The sequence below is a fragment of the Nocardia sp. NPDC052112 genome, from assembly GCF_040680135.1.
In the GTDB taxonomy this organism is placed as follows: Bacteria; Actinomycetota; Actinomycetes; order Mycobacteriales; family Mycobacteriaceae; genus Nocardia.
Genome location: NZ_JBFAWD010000009.1, coordinates 175,294 through 188,397, shown reverse-complemented (window position 1 = coordinate 188,397; position 13,104 = coordinate 175,294). Strand labels below are relative to the sequence as shown.

Genomic DNA, 13,104 nt, shown 5'->3' with positions numbered 1-13,104 from the left:
CCACCCGGATCGGTGGCATGCTCGAATCGTGACCCACCTCACATACCTGCCGTGCGATGCCGTCGGCACCGAAGTAGGCTCAGCGCCATGCCTCAGACGACGGCAATACCAAGAGACGGAATCGGGCCCATGAATATGCAGGGGTTGCGCCCGGATCGCTTCGACAGCGCGGGCCAGGATCAATTGGTCGACGTGCGGGATCTGCAGGCGGCACTGCCGGGCATCCGCCGACTGCGCACGTGGGCACAGGAAGCATTGGCGCTGCAGCCCGGCGAGAGTGCGGTCGATATCGGGTCGGGCACGGGCTCGGAGGTCATCGCCTTCGCGGATGCAGTCGGCCCGACCGGCACCGCGATCGGCGTCGAACCCGATCCGCAGCTGCTCGCCTCCGCCGAACGCCGCGCCGCACAGGCCGGTTCGACGGCCAAATTCCAAACCGGTGACGCCTACGGGCTGCCGTTCGGCGCGAAGACCTTCGACGCCGCACTCTGCGAGCGGGTGTTCCAACACCTGACCGCGCCGAATCGCGCCGCCACCGAGATCGCCAGGGTGCTCAAACCCGGCGGCCGCGTCGTGGTGGTGGACAGCGACTGGGGTACGGCAATCGTGCACCCCGGCGATCGGCAGGTGGTCCGCGAGGTCATCGACACCCTGATCGCCGCGACCACCAATCCCTTCTCCGGCCGCAGGCTACCCGGACTGCTGACCAAGGCGGGCCTGGTGATCGACGAGATCGGCTCGCACGCCCTGGTACAGGATCGAACGGTCGGCGCAGGCGCGTTGGTCAACCGCATCTCGGCCATGGCGGTCGCGCGCGGTTCCATCACCGAGACACAGCGCGACCAGCTCATCGCGGATCTGGAACGCGGCGCCGAAAACGGTGATGTCCACCTATCGGTGACCATGTTCGCGGTGCTCGCCCATAAACCCCGCTGATCGTGGCCGTCGAGTTTCGACCGAGGCCGTGATCGAGCGCTGAGCCGAATACGGTGGGCGCGTATTGATGTGGATATGCGCCCACCGGCTCGGCAAGCTATTTCTGGAGCAGCTTCTCGGTGGCCGCGAGCAGTACGCAGGTGGCCAGACCGTCCATCGCCTTTTCCAGTTCCGGCAGCTGCGGGAAGCTGGGGGCGATGCGAATGTTCTTGTCCTCCGGGTCATTCCGGTACGGGAAGGCCGAACCGGCCGCGGTTAGCGCGATGCCCGCGTCCTTGGCCAGCGCGATCACCCTGGCCGCGGTGCCCTCCAGGACATCGAGGCTGATGAAGTAGCCGCCCTTCGGCTCGGTCCAGGACGCCACCTTGGACGCACCGAGCCGATCCTCCAGAATCTTCAGTACCAGCGCGAATTTCGGTTCGAGGATGGCGCGATGCTTCTGCATATGCGCGCGCACGCCGTCGGCGTCCTTGAAGAAGCGCAGGTGGCGCAGTTGGTTGATCTTGTCGGGACCGATGCTCTTCTTCGAGGCGTGGTCCAGGTACCAGTTCAGGTTCGGCGTGGACGCACCGAGGAAGCTCACCCCCGCACCGGCGAAGGTGATCTTCGAGGTGGAGGCGAAAACGATGGGCCGGTTGGGATTTCCGGCCGCGGCGGCCATGCCGAGCACGTCGAGGACGGGGGCGGCGGTATCGGTCAGCGGATGCACCGCGTAGGCGTTGTCCCAGAGCAGCCGGAAGTCCGGTGCCGCGGTCGGCATCGAAACCAACTCCTGGACAATCTCTTCGGAGAAGATGACGCCGGTCGGGTTGGAATAGTTCGGCACCGCCCACAGCCCCTTGATCTGCGGATCATCGGCCACCAGTTCGGCGATGGCGTGCGCATCCGGACCGTCGTGACGGATCGGAATCGGAATCATCTCGAAGCCGAGCGCCTCGGTGATCGCGAAGTGCCGGTCGTAGCCGGGGCTCGGACACAGGAACTTCAGCTTGGGCTCAGCCACCCAGCGGCGCTCGGAATCCGGTGTGCCGTACAGCAATGCGTAACTGATCGCATCGTGCATCAGCTCGAGACTGGCGTTATTGCCCGCGATCAGGTTCTCGACCGGAATGCCGAGCAGCTCACCGAAGATCGCGCGCAATTCCGGAAGACCGTGCAGCCCACCGTAGTTGCGGCAGTCGGTGCCGGTGCCGTCCTTGTAATCGCCGGGGCCGGGCAGTGTGAGCAGTTCCGCGGAGAGGTCGAGTTGTTCCGGCGAAGGTTTACCCCTGGTCAGATCCAGCGTGAGCTTCTCGGTCTCGAGCGTCGCGTAATTCGCGGTTTGGGTCTCGTGTTCGGACACGAGCTCCGGGGGGCTCATCAAACCGATCTGCATTTGCCGGGGCATCCTGAGCAGCCTTTCGAAGCAGCGAAGGGGTGATTGACGTCCGAGCCGATGTACCGCGGTCGGACCGTTTGATCCAGCCGAGCGCGTTCGACGTCCGGCGGACCGTGTTCACGTTACCCGGCGGTTGCTCCGAATTGGAGTGAATATAGGGGACCCCGCGCACCCGGCAGAGCCCGTTGACCCTTGCTGCCTTCCGGCCCTGGGGGAGTTCACAGGATGCGCGCCGCGCGGGATCCATTGGCAAGTGTAGCGGGCGGATCCGACAATGATCACCACCGGGTGCACCACCAGGGCAGAAAACGGGACCGAACTGGGACTTCCCGCCCCGACCAGCCCCAATTTGGTGACCGACCGGGGGCACCCGGTATGCTGCTGCACGGAGGATTCGCCTAGTGGCCTATGGCGCTCGCCTGGAACGCGGGTTGGGTTAACGCCCTCAGGGGTTCAAATCCCCTATCCTCCGCCAAAAAACAGCAGGTCAGGGCAATGCATTGCTCTGACCTGCTGTTTTTGTTCACGGGTAACTCCCATCGGTCACGGCATCGTCGAGCCCGCAGGTCGGTAACGTGCCGAGGGCAAGAAACACGACTCCGCCCTCATCCGCTCTGCCCGACTCCGGACCGGCGTCGTCTACGCCATGCTCGACAACAAGCAGCCTTACCGCGCTGCCGCTCGACGAAAGACATAGGGACACCCCGGGATCCAACTCCCACCGCTCTGCAAGTCCGCCCCGGTCATCTTCATTGTTGCGGCACGACTGGTTGATGGTGGACATGTGCACGACGATCCAGGGTGCTTAACAGCCCGGAAAGTCCTGGTCACAGCCGTGGCTCGAACCTGTCACAGCGTACTCGACCATCCGAAGCCGCCCCGGGATCCGAATGCGAATAAACAAGGTCTCTCTGCACTGTGAAAGGCAATAGATGGGCACAGGCAAGCACCGAAAAGTCAGTCCGCGTCAACAGAAAGCGGGGTCGATGGTCGTGGCGGGAGCGGTTCCCGTTGTTCTCACTCTGGTGGGTAACGGCGGCACCGCAAACGCCGAGCCCGGCCGGTACGTTCCGGTGAGCCAGACCGAGCACGGCCTCGCCGCCTTCGTGGCCGACACCACGGATTCAGGCGAGGAGGCCCCCGCCGGGCAGGCAGCGCAGACGAAGCAGTCCTCGGACTGGCCCGCCGCCCAAGCGCCGAATGTGCGCCCGTACCGGGGAACGCGCATCCCGGACGACACGCGCAGTTCGCTGCAGTGGGCGCGGCCGGTACCGAAAAACGAGTATCTGTCGCCGGTCGAGTCCCTGCACGGCCCGGTCCCGGTCGCCCCGGTGCCGCCGATCGCGCCGCCACCGGGCATGTTGCGTTTCGGCAACCTGCAGGTCGAGGCGCCGGACTGGCTGCCACGGGAGCCCGCCATCCAACTCAACGACGCCGCGGCGGTTACCGAGGCCGATCTCGCAACGTTCTTCGACTCGATCGGTTTGGAACGCACTCGCTCCGATCGAGTAGCGAGTCAGACCGTCGGCTCCGCGGCGCTCGGTGCTGCCGCAGGCGCAGTGGTGGCGAGCCCGTTCGCACTGATCGGCGCAGGTCTCGGCGGTGCACTCGGTCTGGCGATCGGCTTGCCGTTCGCACCGATCGGTCTCGCGGCGGGGCCCATCGGCGCCGCATACGGCGCGGCCATCATGGCGGCACCGCTCGCCGCCATCGGCGCGGGAATAGGCGCAGGTCTCGGCGCGATGCAGGCCCTGACCGCACCCCCACAAGCCCTCGGCCCAGCTGAGGCCGCCACCGACGGACCCGCGACCGATTGACAGGCGTTCCACCTTGTCGAACAGGTGACGATACCGCCTGAAACGGACCGGCGGATCGCAGCAGCTCATGGGACCAGTGGTGATATGGCGTTCGTGGACGCGGGCGCAACCGGCTCTCGGTGGGATTTGCCGGTTCGGGCCGACACCGATCGCTGAAAGGCGCAGACTATCCCGCAGAACGGTCTAGCGCTGTGTACCCGAGTGCCCATTGCCACCGCGTTTCGGTGGTGCACGAGCCGATCAGTGGAGGTCCGCAATGTCTATTTCGTCGACTGTGGAAGCGTGTTTGCGCGATGCGGGCGTCACGTACGAAGTCGTACGTCATCCGCACAGCTTTACCAGCGCCCAAGCAGCGGAAGCGGCACATATCCCGGGCGACCGTCTGGCCAAGACGATCATGCTCGAAGACGAGCAGGGCTACGTCGGCGCGGTGGTGCCGTCTACCCATCACCTGCGTCTGTCGAAGTTGTGGTCGCAAACCGGACGGCATCTGGTGCTGGCCAAGGAATCCGAGCTTCGCACCGTGTTCCCGGATTGCGAGGTCGGCGCGATCCCGGCCGTCTGTACCGCGTATGGCATACAGACGCTGATGGACGAAAGTCTCACCACCGTGCCCGATGTCTACTTCGAGGCCGGAGACCACGAGGAACTCGTCCACCTGGGTACGGATCAGTTCATGCGTCTGATGGAGCAGGCCGAAAAGGGGCACTTTTCGCACCGGTCGAGCGGCGGTGAAAAACGCTGAGGCTTCGCCAACCGCCGAAGCAGTCCGCGGCCGCGAGCCGAGGTCGTTGCGCGCTCGCGTGCGGAACAGACGAATACGGTCGCATGACGGTCCGGCCATCGCCTACCATCGGACGCGCCACTTACCGTTGCCCGTCGGTCAGTTGTCGAAAATCGTGGTCATGATCTGGGTGGCCCACTTGTTCATCGGCTGAATGACTTTCAGGTGGCGATACGGGGTAACCGCCACAGCGGGTGCGGGAGCCGCTGCCAGAGTTCGTAGGCGACTGCGTCGGCGTGCGACGAATCACCCGGTCGGGATTCTCAACTACCCAATTCTCCTATGGCACAGTCGAATACCTCGTTCAGCGCATCGCGCAGCAGGTCGGTGTAGGTATCGATGTCCGGTAGTGCGGCGGCGTCGGCATGGACCGAGACGGTGACGGTGTCACCGAGGCCGTGTACGCCGTGGGTCAGGTGCATTACCGAGCCGATCGCGGGGAAACCGCCGGTGAAGCGGACGGGTGCGCCGCCGAAGGCCAGATCCGCAGGCCCGCGGTGGACGCTGGAGACCACGGTGTGCCCGGCTATCGAGTCGGGGACGGTGTCGAGCGGGTAGCGCTCGATATCGCGACGCAGTAGCAGGGCGGGAGTGACGGCCGTGACGCGGTCCTGCGCGGTCAGCAGCGGGTGCCGAGCGCGGATACGGCGCGCGGCGAGCGCGGCGGCGATCTTGTTCGCGCGGACAAGTGGATCCGGTTCGTCGACGAACAACTCGACGCCGAGGCTGCGGTAATTGTTGCGAGCCGCGATCCGATTGTCGGATAACGCCATCGGGACCTGTGCGCCCAAGCGGTCCACTCGCGCGCCGCGCGCCGCGAGGTAGCGATCGAGTGCGATCGACACCGCGGTCAGTGCGACCACGGTCACGGTGTGACCCGGGATGCGCATCCGTTCGGCATGGCAAACGATCATCCGCACCTGATGAGCAGGCCTGGCTGTCGAATCGCTCCGGTTCACCAGACTCGGCGTGAACCCGGGCCCCGGCCCCGGAAGCCCTCCCGCAGCGGTCAATTCGGCCAACTCCTGCTGCGCCCGGAATGCCTGATAACCCCGAACAGCCGTGCGCGCGAACTGAATCGGCATCCGAAGCAGCGCCAGCGCCGAACGCACAGATATGGGATCCACCGGTGCCGCCTCGACCAGTGCCGCACCGAGACGTCGACCGAATCGGACGGCATGCTCGCCCAGCGCCCGAGCAACCGAATCCCGCAACACAGCAACCGGCGCGGCATAAAAGGCGTCATCGGCAAACGGCGCGGCACCGGTAATCGGCGCTGCTCCGGCTACTTGCTCGGACGAAACGAGCCGCTCGGCCCGAGCAACCGAATCCGGCAACGCAGCAACCGGGGCGGCATCGACAATCGACGCGGCACCGGCGACCGGCTCGGCCATCCCGTCCTGGCCGACCCCCTCCTGCACAGCCACTGTGCCCCGCGTAACCAACTCGCCCCGCGCGACCACCGCCGCCCCACCACGGTGATCTACCTCGGTGAACAGTGCCCTGGCAAGATCCGCACCCCGCCGCCCATCCGCCAGCGCATGTGATATCTGCAGGACCACCACCATCGCGGGGCCAGCACCCCACGGCGCACCGTCGACTCCACGGAACACGTGCAATCGCCACGGACGCACCGCGGCATCCACTCCGGTGCCGAGCAGTTTGCCGAGCACCGTACACACACCCGGCCAATTCGGTTCCGGAAGGAAATGTTCCACAAATTGCTCGGCACGGAATTCACATCGAACCCACGCCGGATAGCCCAGATCGCCGGGCAGCGGGCGCAGCCGGACCGACAGATCGGCTATGTCCGCACTGCGGCGCGCGACGAACTCGCGCAGTTCCGCACCGGAACACCCGGAATCGTCGAAGCAATACAGCATGAAGAGGTCATTTCGAGTACGGCCGGACAGCCAGTACATCGTCGCGTCCTGGGCTGCCACCGCACTCACGGCTCGACGATATGGCACCGGCTACCGGGGGTAGCGCCCAGCACCGGGAAAACTGAATGATCTTGTTCCACATTGTGATCGGGAAACCTATCGATTCCCGCTCGATCCCCTGCTACCGTCTGTAGTAGAACATGTATCACCTCTCACCCCAAAGCGAGGTGTCGACCATGGCTATTGACATAGGTCGTAGGGCGGGCGAACAGGCCAACTCCTTCGACGAGCGATATCGGGCCGCGGCATTCACCAAACGGTCGATCAACAAGGTTTTCCCGACCCACTGGTCGTTCTTACTCGGCGAGATCGCGCTCTACAGCTTCATCATCCTGGTGCTGTCCGGTACCTATCTGACGCTGTACTTCGACCCATCGATGGCCGAGGTCACCTACAACGGCGCCTACCAGCCGCTGCGCGGGGTGTCCATGACCCGCGCCTACGAGACGGCACTGAACATCTCCTTCGAGGTCCGCGGCGGTCTATTCGTGCGCCAGGTCCACCATTGGGCCGCGCTACTTTTCGCGGCGTCCATCATCGTGCACCTGTTCCGGATCTTCTTCACCGGCGCGTTCCGCAAACCGCGTGAGGCGAACTGGGTGCTCGGCTCACTGCTGCTGATCCTGGCCATGTTCGAGGGGTACTTCGGCTACTCACTGCCCGACGACCTACTCTCGGGCACCGGCCTGCGGGCGGCGTTCTCTTCTATCACGCTCGGCATTCCGGTCATCGGCACCTGGATGCACTGGTTGATGTTCGGCGGCGACTATCCGGGCGAGATCATCCTCCCGCGCCTGTTCATCGCGCATGTGCTGCTGTTCCCCGGCATCATGCTCGCGCTGATCGCCGCGCATATCGCGTTGGTCTGGTACCAGAAGCACACTCAGTTCCCGGGGCCGGGCCGGACCGAACGCAATGTGATCGGCACTCGCATCGTGCCGGTGTTCTCGCTGGATCAGGGCGCGTTCTTCGCGTTCACGCTCGGTGTCGTCGCACTCATGGGCGGCCTGCTGCAGATCAACCCGATCTGGGCCTTCGGCCCCTACAGCCCGGCCAAGGTCTCGGCGGGCACCCAGCCGGACTTCTACATGATGTGGACCGACGGCATGATGCGCCTGATCCCGCCCTGGGAGCTGTATCCGGGCCGCTATACCGTGCCCGCACCGTTCTGGGGTGCGCTGATCATGGGCCTGGTGTTCACGGTGCTGATCGCCTATCCATGGATCGAGCGCCGACTGACCAAGGACACCGCGCATCACAATCTGCTGCAGCGCCCGCGTGACGTGCCGGTCCGCACCGCGATCGGCGCGATGGCGATCACCTTCTATGCAGTGCTGACGCTGTCCTGCGTGAACGACATCATCGCCTTCAAATTCGACGTCTCGCTGAATGCGACCACGTGGGTCGGCCGGATCGGCATTCTGACCTTGCCGGCTGTGGCCTACTACGCCGCCTACCGCATCTGCCTCGGCCTGCAGCGCAGCGACCGCGCGGTGCTCGAGCACGGCATCGAAACGGGCATCATCAGGCGGTTGCCGGATGGCGAATACATCGAGATCCACCAGCCGCTCGGGCCGGTCGACGAGCACGGTCACCCGATTCCGCTGACCTACCAGGGCGCGACGGTACCGAAGAAGATGAACAAGCTGGGTTCGGCGGGCAAGCCGGGCACCGGCGGATTCTTCCGCCCCGATCCGTGGCAGGAATCCCGCGCCAACCTGGCGGCCGAGCATGAGGAAGAGCGCAAACAGCTCGCCGTACTACGCGCCGTTCAGCAGCAGACCGACGGCCAGCACCATTGAGAAAGGGCCACTCAACACCGCGAAGGCCCCGAGTCCGTGCCGACCCGGGGCCCGTGCTGTTGGTTCGGACGTACCCGTCGTTCAGGCGCGTCCGAACTCCCCCTCTGACATTCCGTTTAGGAATGCGTCCCACTCGCTTGGCGTGAACGCCAACAACGGACCATTGCCGTTGTCTTTGGTGTCGCGGACCGCCACGTTGCCGTCGACGAGAAATGCGACTTCCACACAGTTCCCATCGGGGCCGCTGTATGTGCTCTTACGCCACACAGCGCCCGTCAAGTCAACTACCACGGCACTAGCTCCTTTGCTGCGTCGAGAACGAGATTTTCTTCTGACATCGTTCTAACTAGCACCGGCATCCGGCGCGGAACGCCGAATCCCGCGGTGCGCCTTGCCAAAGCGCGCGACTTTCACGGTGCGTCGTGATCGCACTGCACTTCGAGGTGAATTCACCTCACGGGGTCGCCCCCGCGCGCTAAAGACTAGCAGGTTCATGCAGAATTTGCCGATCTCTTGCCCATTCAGTCATCGCATTTGCCAATCTTGCGAAGATTTGGAGTTGCGGGATCATTGCCAGAAGATGACATTCATTCATATGTTTGCTGGCCAGCAAACTTTTCACAATGTGATTACTCCGTGATCCGTCAATTAATCAAGATCGACAGAACTCCGGTGGACGCCTTCGGCTCCGTCCGTGGATGATGGGCAGCATGGTCGAACGCCCGCGCGACGAGGCAGGTCGCGCCCGTAATCCACGCCCGCGCGACCGCTTCGGGCGGCCGTTGCCGGTCGGCAGCGTCGGTGTGCCGCGAATTCCGGACGACCTGAATCTGCCTCCGCGGCAAACTCTTTCCTACGCCCAGCAACTGCTGGATGACGGCCTGGCATTCAACGCACACGAGGTATTGGAGGCCGCATGGAAGAACGGGCCGTTCGCCGAAAGGATGCTGTGGCAGGGTCTTGCGCAATACGCGGTCGGGCTGACCCACATCCAGCGCGCGAATCCGAAGGGCGCGCGCACCCTGCTCACCCGTGCGGTGACCCGGCTGCGCGCCTACGCGGCCGAGCCGGATACCGACCGACCGAACCGAAACAGCGATATGCCATACGGAATCGACGGCGCGGGCCTGATCGCGCACGCCGAGGCACTGTTGGCCGCCCTCGACAGCGGAACCTCGATTCCCGAAGACCGACTCAAGCCACGACTGCTGATCCGGTGAACCGCACCGGAGCCCCTAGCATGGCAAACGTGCCAGTAATCAGAACTCCAGCAGGCAGGTACGCCCCGAGCCCGTCCGGCGATCTGCACATCGGAAATCTGCGCACCGCGGTGCTGGCCTGGTTGTTCGCACGGTCGACCGGACGCCGATTCGTGCTCCGTATCGACGATCTGGACCGCGTCCGGCCCGGCGCCGAACAGCGCCAACTGGCGGACCTCGCCGCGATCGGCCTGGACTGGGACGGTCCGGTCGTGCGGCAGAGCGACCGGCTGCCCCACTATCAGGCGGCCATCGATCGGCTCACCGCGGCCGGCCGCACCTACGAGTGTTATTGCACCCGAAGGGAGATCCAGCAGGCCGCGACCGCGCCGCACGGACCGCTCGGCCACTATCCGGGCACCTGCCGCGATCTGACCGAAGCCGAGCGGGCCGCGCATCGCACCGACGGCCGTCCGGCCGCCTTGCGTTTGCGCGCGCACGCGCGCGAATTCGAGATCACCGATGAATTGCACGGGCGCTACCGCGGCCCCGTCGACGATGTCGTGCTGCGCCGCGGCGACGGAATCCCGGCGTACAACCTGGCCGTCGTCGTCGACGATGCGGAGCAGGGTATCGATCAGGTGGTCCGCGGCGACGATCTGCTGCCGTCGACCCCACGCCAGGCCTATCTCGCGACGCTACTGGACCTTCCGATTCCGCACTACGCACATGTGCCGCTGGTGCTGAATACCGAGGGCAAGCGACTGGCCAAACGCGACGGCGCGGTGACCCTCGCCGATCAGCTCGCCCTCGGCAATCCACCCGACCGGGTCGCGGCCGCACTGGCCAGTTCACTGGGCTATCCCCCGGTTTCGCCCACCGAGCTGCTCGACCGATTCGACCCGGCCGATCTGACCGAGCAACCGTGGATACTCGACGAGAATGGGTTGTTGCAACCCGCGCGATGTCCGTAACGTACCCATCGACCGATCTACTGATCACTGACGAGGACGCACATATGACAAGCGGTGGGTACGACCCCAACCAATATCCGCAAGGCGGGCAGCAATACCCGGGCGGCCAGCAGTACCCGCAGGGGGGCGGACAGCAGTACCCGCAGGGGGGACAGCCCCAATACGGCCAGCAGCCGCCGCAGTACGGGCAGCAGCCCCAGTACGGCCAGCAGCCCTATGGTCAGCCCCAGTACGGACAGCCGCAGGATCCCTACGGCCAGCAGCAGCCCTACCCCCAGCAGCCCTATGGCGAGCAGCCGGGATATGGGTACGGCGGACAGCCCGGTGATATCGGGGCCCGCATCGGTGCCCGCGTCATCGATCACCTGATCGTCGGCATCCCGGTCTACGTCATCATCTTGCTCATCCTGGGCTCCGGACTCGGTGGGCAGGTCGTGACCGGTCTGGTGGGCGCGATCGCGGGGATCGGGTACTTCGTCGGCATGGAGACCTCCCAGGGCACCACCCTCGGCAAGAAGATCCTGGGCCTCAAGGTCGTAGCCCCTGGCGGCGCGGCGAAGATCACCCCGGAGGTCTCGCTGAAGCGCAACCTCTATGTTCTTCTCGGCATCATTCCGTGCATCGGTGGCCTGGCCGAGCTCGGTCTGATCATCTACATGATCATCACCACTTCGCAGGACCCGAACAAGCAGGGCTGGCACGACAAGTTCGCCGGCGGCACTCAGGTCGTCAAGGCCTGATCAGGTACCCCAGGTACAGCTCAGGGGCGCTCCCGGAAACGGGAGCGCCCCTGATGTTTTCGAGTCCTATGTCGTCGACAGCGCGATGTTGAGAATCACATACGCAATGGCGAGCACGATGCCGCCCGCGCCCACCCAGATTCCGGCCAGCGCCAGGCCGCGGCCCTCCTGTCCGCGCTCCTTGATCTGATTCAGCGCGATGACACCGAGCACGATCCCGACAATCGAGCCGATGCAGGTGCACAGCCCGACCAGTGAGGCGACCAGCGAACCGATCGCGAGTCCGTTGGTGCCCTGCGCCTGCTGCTGATATCCGTACGGCTGATACGCGTTCGGATAGGCCGGGGTCTGCGGGTACGGCTGCTGCGCGCCGGCGACCGGCTGCTGCGGGTAGCTCGGGTACTGCGGCTGCGGTGGCGGCGTCGGAGCCGGCTGCTGCGGATACTGCGGCGCGGAAGGGTACTGCGGCGCCGAGGGGTACTGCGGTACCGACCCCTGGGCGCCGGCCTCCGGCGATACGCCTTCGCCGCCGTACTGTTTCCACCATTCGTCGGAATCGCCGGGATTCGTCATTGCTACAGCCTATTCCACAACCTGGTTGGATGAAGCGCGTGAGTGAGTCCAAAACAGTTGAAGAACACCCAGAATCTGGGGGCCCCGCGGCGGCCCACGCGGCATTCGCCGTCGCCGCGCGGGGCTACTACACCCCCGTCGTCGCCCTGTTCACCGCGACGCTGATCATCTCGAATATCTGCGCAACCAAAGGTGTCCAATTCTTCACCGATCATTCCGTGAAGGTCGGCCCGGTCGAGATCCTGCCGATCTCGACCGATGGTGCGTGGTTCCTGTTCCCCCTGGCCTACATCATCGGCGACGTCCTCAGCGAGGTCTACGGCTTCAAGGCCGCCCGCCGGGCCATCTACTACGGTTTCGCCATCCTGCTGCTCGCGGTCGTCTGCTTCAAGATCGCCATCGAGCTGCCCGCCGCGACCTTCTACGACAATCAGGAGGCCTTCCGGTCCGTCATCGGCACCACACCACAGTTGGTCGCCGCTGGCCTGTCCGGCTACTTCGTCGGTGAGATGCTCAATTCGGCGTCACTGGTGCTGATCAAGGAGAAGACCAAGGAAAAGCACCTGTGGGCGCGGCTGATCGGCTCCACGATCGTCGGCGAATTCGGCGACACGCTGATCTTCTGCTCGATCGCGGCCACCGCCATCGGCATCGACAGCTGGGGACAGTTCGTGAACTACGTGATCGTCGGATTCGTCTGGAAGACCCTTGCCGAGGTCATCGTGCTGCCGATCACCTACCGGGTGATCGCCTTCCTGAAGAAACACGAGCCGAGCTACGCGCCACGCGAAACCCCCGCGCTACTCAGCTGAAAGTTGTTACGCCGCAGGCCCGCTCGGACGTAACCACAACGAGCGAGTCTTACGAGCGACCGTTCGCGGCCCGTCTCGCGTCCGAGTCGTCGAAGCGCATGCGCCGCAGGCGCGAGATGCCACGACCGGTTTTCTGATGCCGGGAC

General features: G+C 64.9%; 13 protein-coding genes, 1 tRNA gene and 1 other RNA gene. 9 read left to right on the top strand and 6 right to left on the bottom strand.

The window, feature by feature from the left end:
• Positions 1-129: 129 nt before the first annotated feature.
• Positions 130-936 carry a methyltransferase domain-containing protein gene (locus AB0L58_RS19810; RefSeq protein ID WP_364388604.1) on the top strand — a complete coding sequence of 269 codons (807 nt, stop codon included), beginning with the start codon at positions 130-132 and terminating at the stop codon, positions 934-936.
• Between the two features lie 97 nt (positions 937-1,033).
• Here AB0L58_RS19810 and AB0L58_RS19805 read toward each other — a convergent pair whose 3' ends face one another.
• Positions 1,034-2,323: an aminotransferase class I/II-fold pyridoxal phosphate-dependent enzyme gene (locus AB0L58_RS19805; RefSeq protein ID WP_364388602.1), complete on the bottom strand. Its 1,290-nt coding sequence runs from the start codon at positions 2,321-2,323 to the stop codon at positions 1,034-1,036.
• A gap of 144 nt (positions 2,324-2,467) precedes the next feature.
• Positions 2,468-2,562, bottom strand: an RNA gene (gene ffs, locus AB0L58_RS19800) — signal recognition particle sRNA small type.
• Between the two features lie 139 nt (positions 2,563-2,701).
• Here ffs and AB0L58_RS19795 point away from each other — a divergent pair.
• Positions 2,702-2,789, top strand: a tRNA-Ser gene (locus tag AB0L58_RS19795).
• Positions 2,790-2,837: 48 nt separating this feature from the next.
• Here AB0L58_RS19795 and AB0L58_RS19790 read toward each other — a convergent pair.
• Positions 2,838-3,098 carry a hypothetical protein gene (locus AB0L58_RS19790; RefSeq protein WP_364388872.1) on the bottom strand — a complete coding sequence of 87 codons (261 nt, stop codon included), beginning with the start codon at positions 3,096-3,098 and terminating at the stop codon, positions 2,838-2,840.
• Positions 3,099-3,300: 202 nt separating this feature from the next.
• Between AB0L58_RS19790 and AB0L58_RS19785 the strand changes: the two genes are divergently transcribed.
• Both AB0L58_RS19785 and AB0L58_RS19780 read left to right on the top strand, forming a co-directional pair.
• Positions 3,301-4,131, top strand: coding sequence for a hypothetical protein (locus AB0L58_RS19785; protein WP_364388600.1), 831 nt, complete (start codon positions 3,301-3,303; stop codon positions 4,129-4,131).
• 286 nt (positions 4,132-4,417) lie between these two features.
• A complete protein-coding gene (locus tag AB0L58_RS19780) occupies positions 4,418-4,876 on the top strand; it encodes a YbaK/EbsC family protein (RefSeq protein ID WP_364388598.1) in 459 nt (152 codons plus the stop codon).
• 302 nt (positions 4,877-5,178) lie between these two features.
• Here AB0L58_RS19780 and AB0L58_RS19775 read toward each other — a convergent pair whose 3' ends face one another.
• Positions 5,179-6,867 (bottom strand): WS/DGAT domain-containing protein, encoded by a 1,689-nt coding sequence (locus AB0L58_RS19775; RefSeq protein WP_364388596.1) that lies wholly within the window; start codon positions 6,865-6,867, stop codon positions 5,179-5,181.
• A 167-nt stretch (positions 6,868-7,034) separates the two neighbouring features.
• On the opposite strand from AB0L58_RS19775, the gene AB0L58_RS19770 reads away from it, so the two are divergent.
• A complete protein-coding gene (locus AB0L58_RS19770; RefSeq protein WP_364388593.1) occupies positions 7,035-8,660 on the top strand; it encodes a cytochrome bc complex cytochrome b subunit in 1,626 nt (541 codons plus the stop codon).
• Positions 8,661-8,741: 81 nt separating this feature from the next.
• On the opposite strand, the gene AB0L58_RS19765 is transcribed toward AB0L58_RS19770, so the two are convergent.
• A complete protein-coding gene (locus tag AB0L58_RS19765) occupies positions 8,742-8,927 on the bottom strand; it encodes a DUF397 domain-containing protein (protein WP_364388853.1) in 186 nt (61 codons plus the stop codon).
• Between the two features lie 443 nt (positions 8,928-9,370).
• Here AB0L58_RS19765 and AB0L58_RS19760 point away from each other — a divergent pair, with 443 nt between their 5' ends.
• Genes AB0L58_RS19760 through AB0L58_RS19750 form a run of 3 tightly spaced genes read left to right on the top strand, consistent with a single transcriptional unit; the run spans position 9,371 to position 11,573 of the window.
• On the top strand, positions 9,371-9,880 hold the full coding sequence (locus AB0L58_RS19760; RefSeq protein WP_364388590.1) for a DUF309 domain-containing protein: 510 nt from the start codon (positions 9,371-9,373) through the stop codon (positions 9,878-9,880).
• Between the two features lie 38 nt (positions 9,881-9,918).
• Entirely contained in the window at positions 9,919-10,833 is a 915-nt protein-coding gene (gene gluQRS, locus AB0L58_RS19755; RefSeq protein WP_364388851.1) for a tRNA glutamyl-Q(34) synthetase GluQRS, read from the top strand.
• A 44-nt stretch (positions 10,834-10,877) separates the two neighbouring features.
• On the top strand, positions 10,878-11,573 hold the full coding sequence (locus AB0L58_RS19750) for an RDD family protein (protein ID WP_364388588.1): 696 nt from the start codon (positions 10,878-10,880) through the stop codon (positions 11,571-11,573).
• Between the two features lie 66 nt (positions 11,574-11,639).
• Here the strand turns inward: AB0L58_RS19750 and AB0L58_RS19745 are convergent, their stop codons facing one another.
• The gene (locus AB0L58_RS19745) at positions 11,640-12,146 is read right to left on the bottom strand and encodes a DUF4190 domain-containing protein (RefSeq protein WP_364388586.1); all 507 of its coding nucleotides are present in this window, start codon (positions 12,144-12,146) and stop codon (positions 11,640-11,642) included.
• A gap of 29 nt (positions 12,147-12,175) precedes the next feature.
• Here AB0L58_RS19745 and AB0L58_RS19740 point away from each other — a divergent pair, with 29 nt between their 5' ends.
• The gene (locus AB0L58_RS19740; protein ID WP_364388584.1) at positions 12,176-12,958 is read left to right on the top strand and encodes a queuosine precursor transporter; all 783 of its coding nucleotides are present in this window, start codon (positions 12,176-12,178) and stop codon (positions 12,956-12,958) included.
• The last annotated feature ends 146 nt before the right edge of the window (positions 12,959-13,104 follow it).

Bases quoted from the DNA above. Each gene is read 5' to 3' on its own strand.
- AB0L58_RS19810 (WP_364388604.1), top strand. From the start codon at position 130: ATGAATATGCAGGGGTTGCGCCCGGATCGCTTCGACAGCGCGGGCCAG.
- AB0L58_RS19790 (WP_364388872.1), bottom strand. From the start codon at position 3,098: ATGTCCACCATCAACCAGTCGTGCCGCAACAATGAAGATGACCGGGGC.
- AB0L58_RS19750 (WP_364388588.1), top strand. From the start codon at position 10,878: ATGACAAGCGGTGGGTACGACCCCAACCAATATCCGCAAGGCGGGCAG.
- AB0L58_RS19785 (WP_364388600.1), top strand. From the start codon at position 3,301: ATGGTCGTGGCGGGAGCGGTTCCCGTTGTTCTCACTCTGGTGGGTAAC.
- AB0L58_RS19745 (WP_364388586.1), bottom strand. From the start codon at position 12,146: ATGACGAATCCCGGCGATTCCGACGAATGGTGGAAACAGTACGGCGGC.
- AB0L58_RS19740 (WP_364388584.1), top strand. From the start codon at position 12,176: ATGAAGCGCGTGAGTGAGTCCAAAACAGTTGAAGAACACCCAGAATCT.
- AB0L58_RS19770 (WP_364388593.1), top strand. From the start codon at position 7,035: ATGGCTATTGACATAGGTCGTAGGGCGGGCGAACAGGCCAACTCCTTC.
- AB0L58_RS19805 (WP_364388602.1), bottom strand. From the start codon at position 2,323: ATGCCCCGGCAAATGCAGATCGGTTTGATGAGCCCCCCGGAGCTCGTG.
- AB0L58_RS19760 (WP_364388590.1), top strand. From the start codon at position 9,371: ATGGTCGAACGCCCGCGCGACGAGGCAGGTCGCGCCCGTAATCCACGC.